This window comes from Sphingomonas sp. 77B (genome assembly GCF_056497825.1).
Genome location: NZ_JBWMBY010000001.1, coordinates 1,453,225 through 1,470,228, shown reverse-complemented (window position 1 = coordinate 1,470,228; position 17,004 = coordinate 1,453,225). Strand labels below are relative to the sequence as shown.

The following is a 17,004-nucleotide window of genomic DNA, read 5'->3' as shown; positions in this document are numbered from 1 at the left end:
CGGGCTGCGATGTGTCAGCGCCGGGCCGGGAAGGAACTGGGCCCCCGCCTTCGCGGGGGTACGACGGGAACAGGACAGGGTGGCTTCACCCTGGTCGAGGTGATGGTGGCGCTGCTCATCTTTGCGATGCTCGCCGCCGCCGCCGTTGCGATCCTGTCGCTCAGTATCCGCGCGCAAGCCGTCACGGGGCAGAAGCTCGATGCGATCTCGGCGGTCAGCCGGACGACCGCGATCCTGTCGGCCGATCTGGCGCAGGCGGTCGATCGGCCGACGCGCGACGAAGGCGGCACCCTGACCCCCGCCATGGTCGCCGGGCCGGACGCGATGCAGCTGGTGCGCGGCGGGTGGAGCAACCTAGACAATGCCGCCCGCCCGTCGGTGCAGAAGGTCGCCTACCGCCTGAACGGCGACGTGCTGGAACGCGTCGCCTGGCCGCTGCTCGACGGCGCCGCGCCGATGGAGCCCGCCGCGCTGATGGACCATGTTCGTGAGTTGCACCTGCGCTATCGCTTCAACGGCGCGTGGCTCGACCAATGGCAGGGGCAGCCGGGCATCGCCCTGCCGCAGGCGGCCGAGGTGACGATCGTGCGCGATGACGGCATGATCTTTCGCCAGCTGTTCCTGGTCGGCACCGGCTATGTCGGCGCGGCCGTGATGCCCCAGCCCGGTCCTACACCCACCCCGACGCCGACTCCCAATGGCTAGACCCGCAAAGCCGTCGGGCGAGCGCGGCGCGGCGCTGCTGACCGTCCTGATCCTGGTCGCCGTCATCGCGGTGCTGGCCGCGACCGCGCTCGAAAAGCTGCGCCTGTCGACCCGGCTGGGCGGCAATGCGGTGGCGATCGAGCAGGCACGCGGCTTTGCCTATGCGGCCGAGGCGCTGGCGATCATCCGTATCGGCGACCTGCTGGAACGCTCGCAAGGCAAGGTATCGCTGCTCGGCGGCTGGAGCGACCGGCCCTTCGCGCTGCCGCTGGGCGATGTCGCGGGCGGGGGGAGTGCGGTTGCACGGGTTACGGACGGCGGCAATTGCTTCAACCTCAACGGGCTGGCGCAGGGGCTGCCGGGCCAGCCGGGCGTGCTGATCGGCAATGCGGTCGAGACCGCGCATTTCGCCAAGCTGATGCGCTTGCTCGGCATCTCCGGCCAGGTCGCGCAACAGGTCGCGACCGCCGCCTCCGACTGGATCGACAGCGACCCGAACCCGCAAGGGGGTGGCGCGGAAGACCCCGTCTATCTGGCACGCGATCCGCCCTATCGAACCGGCGGTACGCTGATGGCCGATGTCAGCGAGTTGCGCATGGTCAGCGGCGTCACGCCCGAACTCTATGCGCAGCTTCGCCCGTGGCTCTGCACCCTGCCCGAGGCGAAGCCGACGACGGTCAACATCAACACGCTAGCGCCCGAGCAGGCGCCGTTGGTCGCGATGGCGCAGGTCGATACGATTTCGCCCGCCGCCATCGCCCAGGCCCTTTTGCGCCGCCCGCCACAGGGCTATGCGGACATCGGCGCGTTCTGGGCACAGGTACCGGGGGCGAGCGGGGGCGGCGGCGTGGCTTTGACGACGCGCTGGTTCAACTTGCGGATCGACGTCAGCCTGGGCAGCGTCGGGGTGCAGGAACGCGCCCTGGTCGACGCCACGCGCCAGCCGCCGCGCCTGGTGGCACGGATTTGGGGGGAAGAGTGATGAGTGCGACCAACCTCCTGTTCCTGCCGCCGGGCGAGGGCGGTGACTATCGCTGGATGCGGATCGAGGACGAACGCGTCGCCGCCGCCGGGGAGGGCCTGCCGCAGGGGGACGGCGAGGTTATCGCGGTCGCGCCCGCCGATTCGGTGTCGCTGCACTGGGCCGAAATTCCCGCCCGCTCGACCGCGCAGGCCGCCGCCGCCGCGCGGCTGCTCGCCGCTGAGGTGAGTGCCGCGCCGATGGACGAACTGCACGTCGCGGTCGGCGAGGACGAGGCGGGCAGCCGCCCCATCGGCATCGTCAATCGCGGTGCGATGGCGGGCTGGCTCGCGCGATTGGGTGCGGCGGGGGTCGATCCGGTCGCGGTCGTGCCTGCCCCGCTGCTGCTGCCGCGCCCCGATGAGGGGTATGTTCGAGGCGATCTCGCCGGGCAGGGCGTGGTGCGTGGCCGCGCCTCGGGTTTTGCCGATGAGCCGGGCTTTACCGAGATCGTCACGGATGACGCGCCTCTTTCCGATCTGGACGATGCGGCGGTCGCGGCGGCGCTGGGGGCGGTGACTGCCGCGCCCGCGCTCGATCTGCGGCAGGGGCCGTTCGCGCGGCGGCGGGGCTTTGCGATCGACTGGCGGCTGGTCAAGCGGCTCGCCTGGCTGGGCCTCGCCATCGTCGTCGTCACGCTGGCGATCGATTTCGTACGCTGGACTAAATACAGCTTCGCCGCCGATGCGACCGAAGCGAAGATCGAGCAGGTCGCCCGCACCGCCCTGCCGCGTGGCGAGACGCTGGTCGATGCCGATCGCCAGCTGACCGAGAGGCTGTCGGCGGTGCGTGGGCCGGGCCAGGGGTTCAGCCGGACGGCAGCGGCGGTGTTTGCGGCGGTGCGCAGCGTGCCGGGCACCGAGCTAACCGCGCTGGATTTCCAGCCGAGCGGCGACATCCGGCTGGGCGTCGCGGTCGACCGCGAGGCGCTGGCCACCGACCTGAAGCGCGCGATCGAAGCCGAGGGCTTCACGGTCCAACCCAGCACCTTCGTCGCGGCCAATGGCCGGATCACGGGAGAATTCACGGTGCGCGCACGATGAAGGCGCTGAAACTCTGGTTCGATGGCCGCAGCCTTCGCGAAAAGCGGTTGCTGCTGGTCATGGGCGCGCTGCTGGTCGTGACGATCATCTGGGGCGGCATCCTGCGCCCGCTGGGCGACGGCCTGTCGAGCGCGCGCGAACGCCATGCCGATGCGGTCATCCGGCTGGGCGAGGCGCAGGCCGTCGCCGCCGAGCTGACCCAGCGCCGCCGCCGACCACCGGCCTTGTCTGGCACGCTGGCCGATACGGTGCGGCTGTCCGCCGAGCAGGCGGGCTTCACCCTGTCCGCGCTGACCGAGGACGGCCCCGGCCGGGTGCGTGCGCAGATCGCCTCGGCGCGGCCTGCCGCGCTGACGCCGTGGCTCGCGCGGCTGGAGCGCGGGGGTGTGCTGGTCGAGCAGGCGACGCTGACCGACAATGGCGACCGGACGGTCGGCGTCGCGCTTCTCCTGCGGACGCGGGTGTCCTGATGCGGTTGCGGATGACGACGCGGCCTTCGGTGCTGTTCGCGGCCATGCTCCTCGTGGCGCTGATCGTTTTTCTGCCGATGCGGCTCGCGCTGGGCATGACCGGCCTGGCCGATGAAGGGCTGAGCGCGCGCCGGGTCGGAGGTACGATCTGGGGTGGCAGCCTGATCGAGGCGCGGTTCGGTGCAGTGGCGCTGGGCGATCTGCGCGTGTCGCTGTCGCCGCTGGCGCTGCTGGTCGGTCGGGCCAAGCTCGCGTTCGAGGGCGCAGGCGCCGATGGCCGCCCGATCGCCGGGGCCGCGACGGTCAGCCGTCATGCGATGGGCATCGACGGCGTGACCGCCAGCCTGCCCGCCGCGACGCTGTTCGCGCCCTTGCCGGTCACGACGCTGGCACTGGAGGACGTGACCGTCCACTTCCGCGACGGCGTGTGCGAGGAAGCGGCGGGCCGCGTCCGCGCGACCATGGTGGGCGAGGCGGGCGGCCTGCCGCTGCCCCCGATGATGATGGGCACCGCGCGGTGCGAGGCGGGCGCGCTGCTGCTGCCGATGACGGGGCAGGGGGGCACCGAGGGCGTGAACCTGCGCATCCGGCCCGATGGCCGCTACACCGCCGACCTGGTCCTGACGCCCGGCGATCCGGCGGCGGCGGCGAAGCTGGAGCAGCTGGGTTTCGTGGCCGGGACAGGGGGCGGATACCGACTTTCCGCCGAAGGGCGATTTTGACCGCTTGACGAAAGCGGGTGATCCCGTTTAGGGGCGCAAGCCTTCGCGGCGACCGTAGTTCAATTGGTTAGAGCGCCGGCTTGTGATGCCGGAAGTTGCGGGTTCAAGTCCCGTCGGTCGCCCCATTCTTCTCCGGCCATATCCTGGCCACGGCACCGGCCCCTTTCGCGCCCGTGTCCCCCCTAAATCCTCACCGATAGGGTGGCCGGGTCGAAAGTCTCGGTCCGGTTCCGCATTTGTCGGACCGAAGGACGAGCATGACGGACTGGGGCTTTCCCGATTTCGACGCGCATGAAGGCGTGCATCTGTTCACCGATCCCGCCTCGGGGTTGCAGGCGGTCATCGCCGTGCACTCGACGCATCTCGGCCCGGCGGCGGGCGGTGCGCGCTTCTGGCATTATGCCACGCCCGCGCTCGCCATCACCGATGCGCTGCGCCTGTCGCGCGGCATGAGCTACAAGAACGCCATGGCGGGTCTGGCGCTGGGCGGCGGCAAGGGCGTGGTCCTGGCGGCGAAGCCCGGCGACGTCATCACCACCGCCCAACTCGAAGCGTTCGGCCGCGCGGTCGAGTCGCTCGGCGGCCGCTATGTGACGGCCGAGGATGTCGGCATGTCCGAGGAGCGGATGAAGGTCATCGCGACCCAGACGCGCTATGTCTCCGGCCTGCCGGTGGCGAGCGGTGCGGCGGGCGGCGACCCCGGCCCCTACACCGCGCACGGCGTCTATCTGGGCGTGAAGGCGGCCGCCAAGCGCGGGCTGGGTGCGACCGATATGAAGGGCGTGCGTGTCGCGATCCAGGGCGTCGGCTCGGTCGGCGGCGGCCTCGCCAAGCTGCTGGCCAAGGATGGCGCGATCCTGACCATCGCCGACGTGAATCAGGCGCGCGCCGAACAGATGGCGGCGGAACTGGGCGCGAGCGTCGCCCCGGCCGATGAGATCCTGTTCGCCGATGTTGATTTGGTCAGCCCCAACGCGCTGGGCGCGGTGCTGACCGCCGATTCGATCCAGCGGCTGAAGGCCAAGGTCGTGGCGGGCGGTGCCAACAACCAGTTGGCGACCCGCGAGGACGGCGCGCGCGTGGCGGAGGCGGGCATCCTCTATGCGCCGGATTACGTCATCAACGCGGGCGGCATCATCAATGTCGGCCTGGAATATCTGGGCCAGGGCGACGAGGCCGAAGTCATGGCGCGCATCGCCAAGATCCCCGAGCGCCTGGAGCAGGTGTGGCAGCGCTCGGCCGAGACGGGCGCTCCGGCGTCGGACGTCGCGGACGAGATCGCGCAGGGCCTGATCGGGCGCTAAGCTATTCCTCCCCGGTACGGGGAGGTGGCAGGCCGAAGGCCTGACGGAAGGGGGCTTCCACAAGGGACGTCCTATGTGGAAGCCCCCCTCCACCAGCTTCGCTGGTCCCCCTCCCCGTGCCGGGGAGGATTTCACTCACACCCATCGAAATTCCCGCACCGAAACCCGGTTGACGAACCGCCCCCTCGCGCCCATTTGCCAATCGGATCAAATCCGTCCGATTGGAGATCATGCGTCTTTCCAGCCTAGCCGATTATGCGGTCGTGATGATGACCGCCGCCGCGCGCGAAGGCGTGGGCGGGCGGAGCAATGCGACCCTGCTGGCCGGGCAGACGGGCGTGCCGCTGCCCACCGCGCAGAAGCTGGTCAGCCGTCTGGCGGCCGCCGGGCTGATCGACAGCGCGCGCGGCACCGGCGGCGGCATTCGCCTTGCGCGTGACGCTGACACGATCAGCCTGGCCGATATCGTCGAGGCGGTGGACGGCCCGATCGCGCTGACCGCGTGCGTCGAGGGCGCCGCGCATGACTGCGGGCTGGAGATGCAATGCCGCGTCCGGCCGCATTGGCATGTCGTCAATCAGGCGGTACGCGCCGCCTTTTCCGGGGTGACGCTCGCGACGCTCGCCGCCGATCCTGTAGATTCGCAAGTGATGGGCGCCGATGCGCGTCCGGGGGTATTCGCCTGATGGCCACGAAGAATGCAGAGGCGCTCGCCGCCGCCAACAAGAAATATGAGTGGGGCTTCGCCACCGAGATCGAGCAGGACTTCGCGCCCAAGGGGCTGAGCGAGGATACGGTCCGCTATATCTCGGCCAAGAAGGGCGAGCCCGAATGGATGCTCGACTGGCGGCTGAAGGCGTTTCGCCTGTGGCAGACGCTGGAGACGCCCGACTGGGCCAAGCTCAACATCCCGCCGATCGACTATCAGGACGCATATTACTACGCCGAGCCGAAGCAGAAGAAGACGATCGCGTCGCTCGACGAGCTCGATCCCGAAATCCGCCGGACCTACGAAAAGCTGGGCATCCCGATCGCCGAGCAGGAAGTGCTGGCGGGCGTCGAGGGCGCGCGCAAGGTCGCGGTGGACGCGGTGTTCGACAGCGTCTCGGTCGCGACCACCTTCCGCAAGGAACTGGAAGCGGCGGGCGTGATCTTCCGTTCGATCTCCGAGGCGATCAAGGAATATCCCGATCTGGTCCGCAAATGGCTGGGCAAGGTCGTGCCGCAGCGCGACAATTATTTCGCTACACTCAACTCGGCGGTCTTTTCGGACGGCACCTTCGTCTACATTCCCGAGGGCGTTCGCTGCCCGATGGAGTTGTCGACCTATTTCCGCATCAATGCGGAGAATACCGGCCAGTTCGAACGCACGCTGATCGTCGCGGACAAGGGAGCCTATGTCTCCTATCTCGAGGGCTGCACCGCGCCGATGCGCGACGAGAACCAGCTTCATGCGGCGGTCGTCGAGCTGGTCGCGCTCGACGATGCCGAGATCAAGTACTCGACCGTCCAGAACTGGTATCCGGGCGACGAGAATGGCGTCGGCGGCATCTATAATTTCGTCACCAAGCGCGCGCTCTGCCAGGGCAAGAATAGCAAGGTGTCGTGGACTCAGGTCGAAACCGGATCGGCGGTGACGTGGAAATACCCGTCCTGCGTGCTGGCGGGCGACGGTTCGGTCGGCGAGTTCTACTCGGTCGCGGTCACCAACAATCGCCAGCAGGCCGATACCGGCACCAAGATGATCCATCTGGGCAAGAACACCCGCTCGACCATCGTATCGAAGGGGATTTCAGCCGGGCGTTCGGACAACACCTATCGCGGGCTCGTCCGAGTGGCGGCGACCGCCGAAAATGTCCGGAACTTCACCCAGTGCGACAGCCTGCTGCTGGGCGACCAGTGCGGCGCGCATACCGTGCCGTACATCGAGGTGAAGAACCCCAGCGCCCAGATCGAGCATGAGGCGACGACCAGCAAGATCAGCGAGGACCAGCTGTTCTACGCGATGAGCCGTGGCTTGGATCAGGAAGCGGCGGTCGCGCTGATCGTCAACGGCTTTGCGCGCGAGGTGCTGCAGCAACTCCCGATGGAGTTCGCGGTCGAGGCGCAGAAGTTGCTGGGGATTTCGCTTGAGGGGTCCGTCGGGTGATACTGACGCCGCGCGATGACGCCCGACGCCTGGACACCCCTCCCCTTCAGGGGAGGGGCCGGGGGTGGGGCGTGTCCGCAGACGAACTTGACCGTTTGTCGGGATATGCCCGCCACATGCGACGCGAACCGACTGAACCGGAAAAGCGGCTCTGGGCTCATCTGTCGCGGTCGCAGCTGGGTGGCTTCAAGTTCCGGCGGCAAGCGGTGATCGGCAACTATATTGTCGATTTCCTGTGCCCCGCCGCGGGCGTCATCGTGGAAGTCGATGGCGACACGCACGCTGATGCACAGCGCGACCACCGACGCGATGCGGCACTGGCGGAACTGGGTTTTATGGTCGTTCACATCGCCAACACCGATGTGATGCACAATATCGAGGGTGTATTGGCGCACCTGCTCGGCACGCTGCAAGCGATGCCCGCGCGGCGGACGCCCCACCCCAACCCCTCCCCTGAAGGGGAGGGGCTAAAAGGGTATGACAATGCTGAAAATTGAAAACCTCCACGCCGAAATCGACGGCAAGCCGATCCTCAAGGGCCTGACGCTCGAGGTGAATGCGGGCGAAGTCCATGCGATCATGGGGCCGAACGGCGCGGGCAAGTCGACGCTGGGCTATGTGCTGGGCGGGCGTCCGGGTTATGAAGTGACCGAGGGTTCGGTGACGTTCCACGGCGTCGACCTGCTGGAACTGGAGCCGAACGAGCGCGCTGCCGCCGGGCTGTTCCTGGGCTTCCAGTATCCGGTCGAGATCCCCGGCGTGTCCAACGTCCAGTTCCTGCGCGAGAGCCTGAACGCCCAGCGCGGCCAGCGTGACGAAAAGCCGCTGTCGGGTGGTGAGTTCCTGAAGCTCGCCCGTGCGCAGGCCGATGGGCTGGGGCTGAACCAGGACATGCTCAAGCGTCCGGTGAATGTCGGCTTCTCCGGCGGTGAGAAGAAGCGCAACGAGATGGTCCAGATGGGCATCCTGAACCCCAAGTTCGCGATCCTGGACGAGACGGACTCGGGTCTCGACATCGACGCGCTGCGCATCGTTGGCGACGGCATCAACCGGATCATGCGCGCGCCCGACAAGGCGGTGCTGCTGATTACGCATTATCAGCGGCTGCTCGATTACGTGCAGCCCGACCGGGTGCATGTGCTGGCCGATGGCCGCATCGTGCGCTCGGGCGGCCCCGAACTCGCGCTCGAACTGGAGCGTGAGGGCTACGCCGGGGTGGACGCATGAGCGTGGCCGTTTCATTCCTCCCTGCGCGTAGCGCGGGGAGGGGGACCGCTCGGCGTCAGCCGAGTGGTGGAGGGGCATTCGCCCCTTGCCCCTCCACCACCGCTACGCGGCGGTCCCCCTCCCCATCGAAGATGGGGAGGAATTGATGGTGGACGTTCTGGAACTCCCTTCGACGCGTCAGGAAGCATGGCGCTGGGCCGATATCGACGCGCTTCGCCGGGCGGCGGAGAGCGAGCGAGCGGGGCCGGTCGCGGGCGCAGATCGTTTCCTCGATCTGCCGGGCGCGCGGTTGCTGTTCGTCGACGGCGTGCTGGATGAAAACGCCAGTGACCTCGGCCCGGTCCAGCTTACCCAGATCGATGCCAGCGATCATCCGCTGGGTAAGCAGGCGCTGGGGCGTGGCTGGTCGCTGCGGCTGGAGCGCGATGCGGTCGCAGAGCCGGTGCAGATCGTCCATGTCGCCAGGGGCGCGGCCAATCATCTGCCCGCCGAGATCGTGCTGGCCGAGGATGCGGCCGCGCAGGTCTATGAAACCTATGTCGGGCGTGGTTGGACCAACCGATTGACGCGGGTGACGCTGGCGGCGTCGGCGCGGCTCATGCGCGCGGTGCGGTTGTTGCAGGATGACGGCTTCGTCTCGCTGCGCGAGGAGGCCGAGCTGGGCGAGGGTGCGAGCCTGACCGCGACCTTCCTGGCGGCGGGCACGATGGGCGTACGGATCGACGGCGGCATCACCCAGACCGGCGACAATGCCTATGCCGAGTTTGGCGGTGCGCTGCTGACCAAGGACGAGTTGAAACAGGAGTGCGCCGTCGCTCTGCGCCATGCTGCGCTGAACGGCCAGAGCCATCAGCTGTGGCGCGCGGTGGCTGCCGACCGCAGCCAGGCGAGCCTCGCCGCGCGGGTCGAAGTGGCGCGCGATGCGCAGAAGACCGATGGCGAGCAGTCCTTGCGCGGCCTGCTGCTCCAGCGGACGGCGACGGTGAACCTGAAGCCCGAGCTGGAAATCTTCGCCGACGACGTGAAGTGCGCGCACGGTGCGACGGTGGGCGAACTCGATGCCAAGGCGCTGTTCTACATGCAGAGCCGGGGCATCCCGAAGCCCCGCGCGCAGGCGCTGCTGACCCGCGCTTTCGTGGCGGATGCGATCGACCGCATCGGCAACGAGGTGGTGCGCGAGGCCTTTGCGGCTGACGCGGACGCGTGGTTGGAGGCGGCGCTTTGACGACGACCATCCAAATCCTCCCCATCACCGATGGGGAGGGGGACCGCCGCGAAGCGGTGGTGGAGGGGCTGGCCGGGCGCTGCCCCTCCACCATGCTGCGCATGGTCCCCCTCCCCAAGCATAGCTTGGGGAGGATTTGATGGCGGTGGCTTCACCCTTGGACCGGGTGGCGGACTTCCCCGCGATCCCGGACGGCTGGGCCTATCTCGACACCGCCGCGACCGCGCAGAAGCCGCAAGCCGTCATCGACGCGATCACCCGCGCCTATGACACCAGCTATGCTACCGTACATCGCGGCGTCTATCAGCGCTCGGCCGACATGACGGTCGCCTATGAGAAGGCGCGCGAGGCGACGGCGCGGTTCATCGGCGCAGGGTCGGCGAACGAGATCGTCTTTACCCGCGGCGCGACCGAGGGGATCAACCTGGTCGCGCAATGCTGGGCGGCGACGCAGCTGAAGGCGGGCGACCGCATCATGCTGTCGATGCTGGAGCATCACTCCAACATCGTGCCGTGGCAGATGGTCGCCGAGCGGCTGGGCGTCGCGATCGACGTGCTGCCGTTGACCGCCGACCACCGCATCGACCTGGACGCGATGGAGCGGATGCTGACGCCCGCGCACAAGCTGGTGTCGCTGGGCCATGTCTCGAACGTGCTGGGCTCGGTGCTCGACGGGCGGCGTGCGGCCGATCTGGCGCATCAGGTCGGCGCGAAGATCCTGCTCGACGGATGCCAGGCGGTGCCGCGCGTGGCGGTCGATGTGAAGACGCTCGACTGCGACTTCTACGTCTTTTCAGGCCATAAGCTCTATGGCCCGACCGGCATCGGCGTGCTGTGGGCGCGGCCCGAGCTGCTGGAGGCGATGCCCCCCTATCAGGGTGGCGGGTCGATGATCGACCGGGTGAGCTTCGAGAAGACCACCTATGCCCCGCCGCCTGGCCGGTTCGAGGCCGGGACGCCGCATATCGTCGGGGCGCTGGGGCTGCATGCCGCGATCAACTATGTGTCGGCGATTGGGCTCGACGCGATCCACGAGCATGAAGCGGCCTTGGTCGCCCAGGCGCGCGAGGGGCTGTCGGCGATCAACTCGGTTCGGTTGCTGGGGCCGGAAGACTCGGCGGGAATCGTCAGTTTCGCGGTCGAGGGGGTTCATCCCCACGACATCGGCACCATATTGGACGAGAGCCGGGTGGCGATCCGCGCAGGGCATCACTGTGCGCAGCCGCTGATGGAGGCGCTCGGCCTGCCCGCCACCGCGCGGGCGAGCTTCGGCGTGTATAACGGACCCGATGACGTTGCGGCGCTGGTGGACGGCGTCCGGCGGGTCACGAGGATTTTCGGATGAGCAGTTTCAAGATCGAAGAGGTCGAAAGCGTCGAACAGCCGCCTAAGGCGCGCGTGCAGGACGTGGTCGAGGCGCCTGCCGAGCGGCAGCGCGACTACCTGTCGGGCTTCCTGTCGCAAAAGCCGACCGCCGACGATCCGACCCAGCCGGGTGGTGCGCTGTACGATGGTATCATCGACGCGCTGAAGGATATTTTCGACCCTGAGATCCCGGTCAACATCTATGACCTGGGTCTGATCTACGGTGTCGAAGTGACCGAGGGCGGCCATGCCGTCGTCACCATGACGCTGACCACCCCGCACTGCCCGGTTGCCGAGTCGATGCCGGGCGAGGTCGAACTGCGCGTCTCGGCGGTGCCGGGGATTGCGACGGCGGACGTCAATCTCGTCTGGGACCCGCCCTGGGACCCGCAAAAGATGTCGGACGACGCCAAGCTCGAATTGGGGATGCTCTGACCATGGCAACCACGCTGCGTCCGCGTCCCGCCGCGCTGAACCTGACGCCCTCGGCGGAGGCGCGGATCGCCGAGCTGATGGCGCGCGCGCCGGAGGGGGCGATCGGGGTCAAGCTGTCGACCCCGCGCCGGGGCTGTTCCGGCCTCGCCTATTCGGTCGATTACGTCACCGAGGCCAAGGCGTTCGACGAGAAGATCGACACGCCCGGTGGGACGCTGTTCGTCGATGGCGGGTCGATCCTGTACCTGATCGGCTCGACCATGGATTGGGTCGAGGACGACTTCACCGCCGGGTTCGTGTTCCAGAACCCGAATGCCAAGGGCGCGTGCGGGTGCGGGGAGAGCTTTACGGTCTGAGGGGAGGGGCGTTTCTTGCCCCACGCTTTCACCTCCGTTCGCACTGAGCGAAGTCGAAGTGCACGTCCTGTACCATCCCGAGTCCCTTGGCCTTCGACTGCGCTCAGGCTGAACGGGGGTTTGGGGATAGGGGCATCGCAACTCCTGTTCCCCGGCGAAGGCCGGGGTCCAGTTTTCTTCTTCGTCGAGATGGCGGGATGCCGCCGCGTAGGAGGCAAGGCCCCGCGCCCTCGAAAATGCGCCGCAACTGGACCCCGGCCTTCGCCGGGGTGGAGCAGGGTTTAAACCCGGTGGTCCAGCTTCAAACTGGCACCATCCCACTCCACCGCCAGATCGCGATAGTCCGTCACCGTCGCATGGGCCGTATCCATCGCGCCCCGGTGGGTTTCGGTAATCACCACCACCGTCATGCCCGCCGCCTCGGCCGCGGCGATCCCGGCGGGGGCGTCTTCGAAGGCCAGGCAATCCTCCGGCGCAACGCCCAGCCGCTTGGCGCCGAGCAGGAAGCCGTCGGGCGCGGGCTTGCTCCGTTCCGCGTCTTCCGCCGTCACGAACACGCCGGGTAAAGGCAAGCCCGCGGCCTTCAACCGCACCTCCGCCAGCCGCTTTGGCGCGGAGGTCACGATCGCCCAGCGATCCGGCGGCAGCGCGGCCAGGAACGCGGCCGCACCCCCGATCGGCACCACGTCGCCGACGTCCAGCATCTCCGCCTCGGTCAGCGCATGGGCTTCCGCGACCGGATCGACGCCCGGCAGGTTCAACCGCCGGATCGTCTCGACCGACTGGACGCCGTGAATGGTCGGCAGGAATGCCGCGACGTCCAGCCCCTGCCGTGTTGCCCAAGCGGTCCAGGCGCGTTCGGCGGATGCGATCGAACTCAGGATCGTCCCGTCCATGTCGAACAGGAAACCGCCGAAGCGCCGGGTCGGTAGGGATATGGTCATTGGGGTGTCGTCATCCCACTCAGTTGGCCTGGAACACGCCGCAGGCGATGCGGCCGCCGCTATTGCCGCTCGGGTCGGTCTTCAGGTCGTCGGCGCCCGCATGGATCACGATCGCCGAGCCGTCCGCATCGAGCAGCCCCGCCATGGTCGCGCCCGGCAGCACCACGCCCAGCGTCCCGCGCCCGTCATTGCCGACCGTCATGTTGGGCATGTCGCCTTCATGCGGCCCTTGCGGGTTCATGCTGCCATGCTGGCGCTGCGTCGGATTCCAGTGGCCGCCCGCCGTGGTGAAGTCCGGCGCGTCGCAGCGGCCGACGGTGTGGACATGGACGCCGTGCATGCCAGCCGGCACGTTCATCGCATCCAGCGTCACGCGTAGTCCGCCTGCGACTTCGGTCGCGGTGGCGCGGCCCGCATCGGCGCCGGTCGCGGTCTTCAGCATCGCGGTTGCGCTGGCCCCGTTCGGGGTGGGGGAACCCGTCTCCAACTTGGTCTGGTCGCACGCCCCCAGGCCCAGTGCGACGGTGCCGATGGTCAACAGCGTAAGATATTTCATGGCGGAAGCTCCCTGTTCGATATGGCTGCCCGCGGCGTGTTACCCGCCGGTTTCAAGCGGCCAACGCATCACGGGTTCATAGGATGCGCCGCCATGGCCCAGATGGCTCTGATAGAGAACCAGATGCTCCATGGTGAAGGGCGCGCTCGACAGGCCCGCATGGACGGCGCGCCATCCCTCGATCTCGGGTGCGCGCCCGGCCGAGCCGGGCAGGCGGGCGAGCGTGATATGCGGCATATAGGCGCGTGGTTCGGGCGATAGTCCTGCGCGGACACAGGCCTGGTCGACCTTGCGGTGCAGGTGCGCCAGCGCATCGTGCGGCGTCACCCCGGCCCAGAGCGTGTCGACCCGCCCCCTGCGATCGAAGGTGCCCACGCCCGAAATCCGTAACCGAGGCGCGGGGGCATGGACCTGGCCCAGCGCGGCGGCAATGTCCTCGGCCACCGGGCGGTCCACCTCGCCAATGAATCGCAGGGTCAGGTGCAGTTGCTCGTCATCCTGCCAGCGGGCCTGGGGAACGCCGTCCATCGCATCGGCGAGCATGTCGCGGATGGCGGGCGGCGGGCGAAGGGCGACGAACAGGCGAACCATGACAAAACATGTCTATCGCATTGCGTAAGCGTAACGGGAACCTCTTGCGCTTGAAAAGCGTCGCGGACAGAGCGATATTTCCAACAACCGGCACATGGCCGGGCAAAGGAGCAATAGTTCACCATGGCAAACTGGTCTGATCCACGGCCGAGCGCCGCGCCGTTCGGAACCACAGCCACCACGGGCTCGACCGCCTATGACGCCGGTCTGCGTTCGTACATGCTGTCCGTCTATAACTATATGACGTCGGGCGTGCTGCTGACGGGTATCGTCGCGCTGCTCTTCGCATGGGGCGGTCGCGACAGCATGGCCGCGCAGGTCTTCCTGCACGGCGGCGCGCTCCGCTACGTCATCATGTTCGCGCCCTTGGGCTTCGTGTTCGCGCTCAGCATGGGCGTGACCCGGATGAAGACCTCGACGATGCAGTTGCTCTTTTGGGCGTTCGCGGTCGTCATGGGCCTGTCGCTGTCGACCATCTTCCTGGTCTATAGCGGCGGTTCGATTGCTGGCGCGTTCTTTGCGACGGCAGCGGGCTTCGCGGCGCTGAGCCTGTACGGCTACACGACCAAGCGTGACCTGTCGGCGTTCGGCACCTTCCTGACCATCGGTCTGGTCGGCCTGATCGTCGCCAGCCTCATCAACCTGTTCATGCAGTCGGGCACGATGGCCCTGGTCATCAGCTTCGTCGGCGTGCTGCTGTTCGCTGGCCTGACCGCCTATGACACGCAGCGGACCAAGTCGATGTATTACGAGGTGCGCGGCACCAGCATGCAGGACCGCGTGGTCATCATGTCGGCGCTGAGCCTGTATCTCGACTTCATCAACATGTTCATGTTCATCCTGCGTCTGACCGGCTCCAGCCGCGACTGATCGGATCGACAGACCGGAACAAAGGGCTCGGCGGCATGTCCGCCGGGCCTTTTTCATGCGAAGGGGATGCGGCCATGCGCCTGTCGATCGATGTGACGCTCGACTATGTCCTGAAGGAACCGGCCGATATCCTGCTCCAGATCGAGGCGGCGGCGACGCCCGACCAGCGACTCGAGCATCAGTCGCTGACCATCTGGTCCGATCACCCGGTCGCGGCCGTGCGCGGTGAGGACGGGATCGGGCAACGTTGCTGGGTGAGGGCCGATCACGGCCTGCTCGCCCGGTACGAAGCGGTGGTGGCGATCGATCGGCCTGCCATCCGGCTGGAGGGGCTGGCCGCGACCCCGGCCAGGGGGCTGTCGGGCGACCTCATCCCCTATATGCTCCCGAGCCGTTACTGCGAGTCCGACCGGCTGGAGGGCTTCGTCCGACAGCGTTTCGCGGGGCTTTCCGGCGGTACGATGGCGGCGGCGCTGGCCGATTGGGTGGCAATCCGCATGACCTATCGGTCGGGCGGGTCGAGCGGGACCACGACCGCGCTCGACACCTTCGGTTCGCGCAGCGGGGTATGCCGGGATTACGCGCATCTGCTGGTCGCGCTCGCGCGCGCGGCCGAGATTCCGGCGCGCTGCGTCGCCGCCTATGCGCCGGGCGTCGATCCGCCGGATTTCCATGCGGTGGCGGAACTATGGCTGGAGGGCGGCTGGCACCTGATCGATGCGACCGGCATGGCGGAGGCCGACGAGATCGCGCGCGTCTGTGTCGGCCGCGATGCCACCGACATCGCCTTCATGACCGTCTTCGGCGAGGCGCAGCTTTGCGATCAACGGGTTACGGTGCGGCGGTTGGACGAAGCGGAGTAGGAACGCTTGCCCCGTCCGGCTCGTTGATCCTGTCCACTATGATGGGGAAGTGACATGAACGACAGCATCGACGATCGCGCGCTGGACAGCGTCTCGGTCGCGCCGGGCGGCGAGCAGGCCGAGGAGGGCAATCGCCCGCGTCCCCCCGAACAGGATGCCGGGCAGGATTCCGACATCACCGCAAAGCTGGACAAGAATCCCGAGGATGTTGACGCACAGCTCGACGAGAGCCTCGACGAATCGATGGATGCCAGCGACCCGCCCTCCAATACCCAGCCCGGCCGTGATGGCCCGGCCGAGTCGTCGGGCTATAGCGAGGCGGATCGCTGATCCATTCGACCGGATCCAGGGGGCGGGGGTTTTCGACGCCCGCTCCCGCATCCCATGCCGCTGTTACGTAATCTCACCGAACATGCCGGTTATGTCGAAAACTACGCTCAAAATAGGAAATTGATTGCGGCGATGGCCGTTCGTCGCAATCTATGTTGCGACGCGGCGCATTTCATGTTCGTCTGTCCAAGGCCCGTTCAGCGTTGCGTTAACCAAATGGGCGCATGATGACCGGGTTAGTTTCGAATGGGCGGGGTGACGATATGGGATCGAGGAGCAGACCAGCCGAAGGCGCGATGACTTTGGCGGAAATGAAGGAATTTGCCGGGTTCGCTGCGTCGACGCAGCGCTATATCCGACGGTCGCTCGATATCGGGCTGGACCGGGAGGACGCCATGGCGCGCTGGTCCCGCGACGTGGTCGAGGCGGCGAGCATTCGCGCGCAGGCCCGGCTGTATCGTAACCTGCCCGACATTCGTCATCTGATCCCGGTCGACAGCGGCCTGGAATCGTTGGAGCCCTTCATGGCCCCATTCGTCACGATCGCGGCGTTCGATCTGGGGCAGGGGCGGCTGACCAGCTTCTCGGCGTTCCGATTCCTCTATGAACGGCTGGTCGGTGCCGAAGTGCGCCCGTGGCTGCCTTCGGTGTTCTGCGCGGCGGCGGCCTTGCCGCATCTGCATCCCGAACTGCGGCGGCAACTGCTCCAGTCGATCAGCGAAGCGGCGGCGACCGCGGCTGGCTGGTCCAGCCGTCAACCGGCCTTCTTCCCGCACTGGGTGGAAAAGGTCGATACCAACGGCACCTCGCTGGCCAACTGACGAGACG

General features: G+C 67.6%; 21 protein-coding genes and 1 tRNA gene. 19 read left to right on the top strand and 3 right to left on the bottom strand.

The features are described from left to right. Positions 1-9 precede the first annotated feature (9 nt). From gspJ to AC1GI4_RS06750, 15 genes are all read left to right on the top strand, one after another. Positions 10-705 (top strand): type II secretion system minor pseudopilin GspJ, encoded by a 696-nt coding sequence (gene gspJ, locus AC1GI4_RS06820; protein ID WP_479629035.1) that lies wholly within the window; start codon positions 10-12, stop codon positions 703-705. Beyond that, positions 698-1,687, top strand: a complete 990-nt coding sequence (gene gspK / locus AC1GI4_RS06815) for a type II secretion system minor pseudopilin GspK (RefSeq protein ID WP_479629034.1) — start codon at positions 698-700, stop codon at positions 1,685-1,687. The genes gspJ and gspK overlap by 8 nt, the downstream gene beginning before the upstream one ends. Further along, on the top strand, positions 1,687-2,769 hold the full coding sequence (gene gspL / locus AC1GI4_RS06810; protein WP_479629033.1) for a type II secretion system protein GspL: 1,083 nt from the start codon (positions 1,687-1,689) through the stop codon (positions 2,767-2,769). The genes gspK and gspL overlap by 1 nt, the downstream gene beginning before the upstream one ends. Beyond that, complete coding sequence (gspM, locus tag AC1GI4_RS06805; RefSeq protein WP_294271564.1) at positions 2,766-3,239, top strand: type II secretion system protein GspM; 474 nt, start codon at positions 2,766-2,768, stop codon at positions 3,237-3,239. The genes gspL and gspM overlap by 4 nt, the downstream gene beginning before the upstream one ends. A gap of 11 nt (positions 3,240-3,250) precedes the next feature. Then, positions 3,251-3,961: a type II secretion system protein N gene (locus AC1GI4_RS06800; protein ID WP_479629032.1), complete on the top strand. Its 711-nt coding sequence runs from the start codon at positions 3,251-3,253 to the stop codon at positions 3,959-3,961. 48 nt (positions 3,962-4,009) lie between these two features. Continuing rightward, a tRNA-His gene (locus AC1GI4_RS06795) sits at positions 4,010-4,086 on the top strand. Between the two features lie 132 nt (positions 4,087-4,218). Further along, positions 4,219-5,265: a Glu/Leu/Phe/Val dehydrogenase family protein gene (locus tag AC1GI4_RS06790; protein ID WP_479629031.1), complete on the top strand. Its 1,047-nt coding sequence runs from the start codon at positions 4,219-4,221 to the stop codon at positions 5,263-5,265. Positions 5,266-5,495: 230 nt separating this feature from the next. Continuing rightward, positions 5,496-5,951, top strand: coding sequence for an SUF system Fe-S cluster assembly regulator (locus AC1GI4_RS06785; RefSeq protein ID WP_479629030.1), 456 nt, complete (start codon positions 5,496-5,498; stop codon positions 5,949-5,951). Then, on the top strand, positions 5,951-7,414 hold the full coding sequence (sufB, locus tag AC1GI4_RS06780; RefSeq protein ID WP_007404490.1) for a Fe-S cluster assembly protein SufB: 1,464 nt from the start codon (positions 5,951-5,953) through the stop codon (positions 7,412-7,414). The genes AC1GI4_RS06785 and sufB overlap by 1 nt, the downstream gene beginning before the upstream one ends. A gap of 71 nt (positions 7,415-7,485) precedes the next feature. Further along, positions 7,486-7,911, top strand: coding sequence for an endonuclease domain-containing protein (locus AC1GI4_RS06775; RefSeq protein ID WP_479629029.1), 426 nt, complete (start codon positions 7,486-7,488; stop codon positions 7,909-7,911). After that, positions 7,898-8,641, top strand: a complete 744-nt coding sequence (sufC, locus tag AC1GI4_RS06770; protein WP_479629028.1) for a Fe-S cluster assembly ATPase SufC — start codon at positions 7,898-7,900, stop codon at positions 8,639-8,641. Before AC1GI4_RS06775 ends, sufC begins: the two co-directional genes overlap by 14 nt. Before the next feature lie 145 nt (positions 8,642-8,786). Then, positions 8,787-9,866 carry a SufB/SufD family protein gene (locus AC1GI4_RS06765; RefSeq protein ID WP_479629027.1) on the top strand — a complete coding sequence of 360 codons (1,080 nt, stop codon included), beginning with the start codon at positions 8,787-8,789 and terminating at the stop codon, positions 9,864-9,866. A 139-nt stretch (positions 9,867-10,005) separates the two neighbouring features. Continuing rightward, positions 10,006-11,211 carry an aminotransferase class V-fold PLP-dependent enzyme gene (locus AC1GI4_RS06760; RefSeq protein WP_479629026.1) on the top strand — a complete coding sequence of 402 codons (1,206 nt, stop codon included), beginning with the start codon at positions 10,006-10,008 and terminating at the stop codon, positions 11,209-11,211. Beyond that, on the top strand, positions 11,208-11,666 hold the full coding sequence (locus AC1GI4_RS06755; protein ID WP_294268949.1) for an SUF system Fe-S cluster assembly protein: 459 nt from the start codon (positions 11,208-11,210) through the stop codon (positions 11,664-11,666). Before AC1GI4_RS06760 ends, AC1GI4_RS06755 begins: the two co-directional genes overlap by 4 nt. A gap of 2 nt (positions 11,667-11,668) precedes the next feature. Next, positions 11,669-12,022, top strand: coding sequence for a HesB/IscA family protein (locus tag AC1GI4_RS06750; RefSeq protein WP_042485949.1), 354 nt, complete (start codon positions 11,669-11,671; stop codon positions 12,020-12,022). Between the two features lie 281 nt (positions 12,023-12,303). Here the strand turns inward: AC1GI4_RS06750 and AC1GI4_RS06745 are convergent, their stop codons facing one another. From AC1GI4_RS06745 to thpR, 3 genes are read right to left on the bottom strand one after another with little or no spacing between them, the layout of a single operon-like run. Next, on the bottom strand, positions 12,304-12,966 hold the full coding sequence (locus AC1GI4_RS06745) for an HAD-IA family hydrolase (RefSeq protein WP_479629025.1): 663 nt from the start codon (positions 12,964-12,966) through the stop codon (positions 12,304-12,306). A gap of 19 nt (positions 12,967-12,985) precedes the next feature. Further along, a complete protein-coding gene (locus tag AC1GI4_RS06740; RefSeq protein WP_294268957.1) occupies positions 12,986-13,522 on the bottom strand; it encodes a superoxide dismutase family protein in 537 nt (178 codons plus the stop codon). 39 nt (positions 13,523-13,561) lie between these two features. Next, positions 13,562-14,113, bottom strand: a complete 552-nt coding sequence (gene thpR / locus AC1GI4_RS06735; RefSeq protein ID WP_479629024.1) for an RNA 2',3'-cyclic phosphodiesterase — start codon at positions 14,111-14,113, stop codon at positions 13,562-13,564. A 123-nt stretch (positions 14,114-14,236) separates the two neighbouring features. Here thpR and AC1GI4_RS06730 point away from each other — a divergent pair, with 123 nt between their 5' ends. From AC1GI4_RS06730 to AC1GI4_RS06715, 4 genes are all read left to right on the top strand, one after another. Further along, a complete protein-coding gene (locus AC1GI4_RS06730; protein ID WP_294268964.1) occupies positions 14,237-14,983 on the top strand; it encodes a Bax inhibitor-1/YccA family protein in 747 nt (248 codons plus the stop codon). A 74-nt stretch (positions 14,984-15,057) separates the two neighbouring features. Continuing rightward, the gene (locus AC1GI4_RS06725) at positions 15,058-15,846 is read left to right on the top strand and encodes a transglutaminase-like domain-containing protein (RefSeq protein WP_479629023.1); all 789 of its coding nucleotides are present in this window, start codon (positions 15,058-15,060) and stop codon (positions 15,844-15,846) included. Positions 15,847-15,900: 54 nt separating this feature from the next. Continuing rightward, entirely contained in the window at positions 15,901-16,176 is a 276-nt protein-coding gene (locus AC1GI4_RS06720) for a hypothetical protein (RefSeq protein WP_479629022.1), read from the top strand. 263 nt (positions 16,177-16,439) lie between these two features. Continuing rightward, a complete protein-coding gene (locus tag AC1GI4_RS06715) occupies positions 16,440-16,997 on the top strand; it encodes a hypothetical protein (RefSeq protein WP_294268974.1) in 558 nt (185 codons plus the stop codon). Positions 16,998-17,004: the final 7 nt, after the last annotated feature.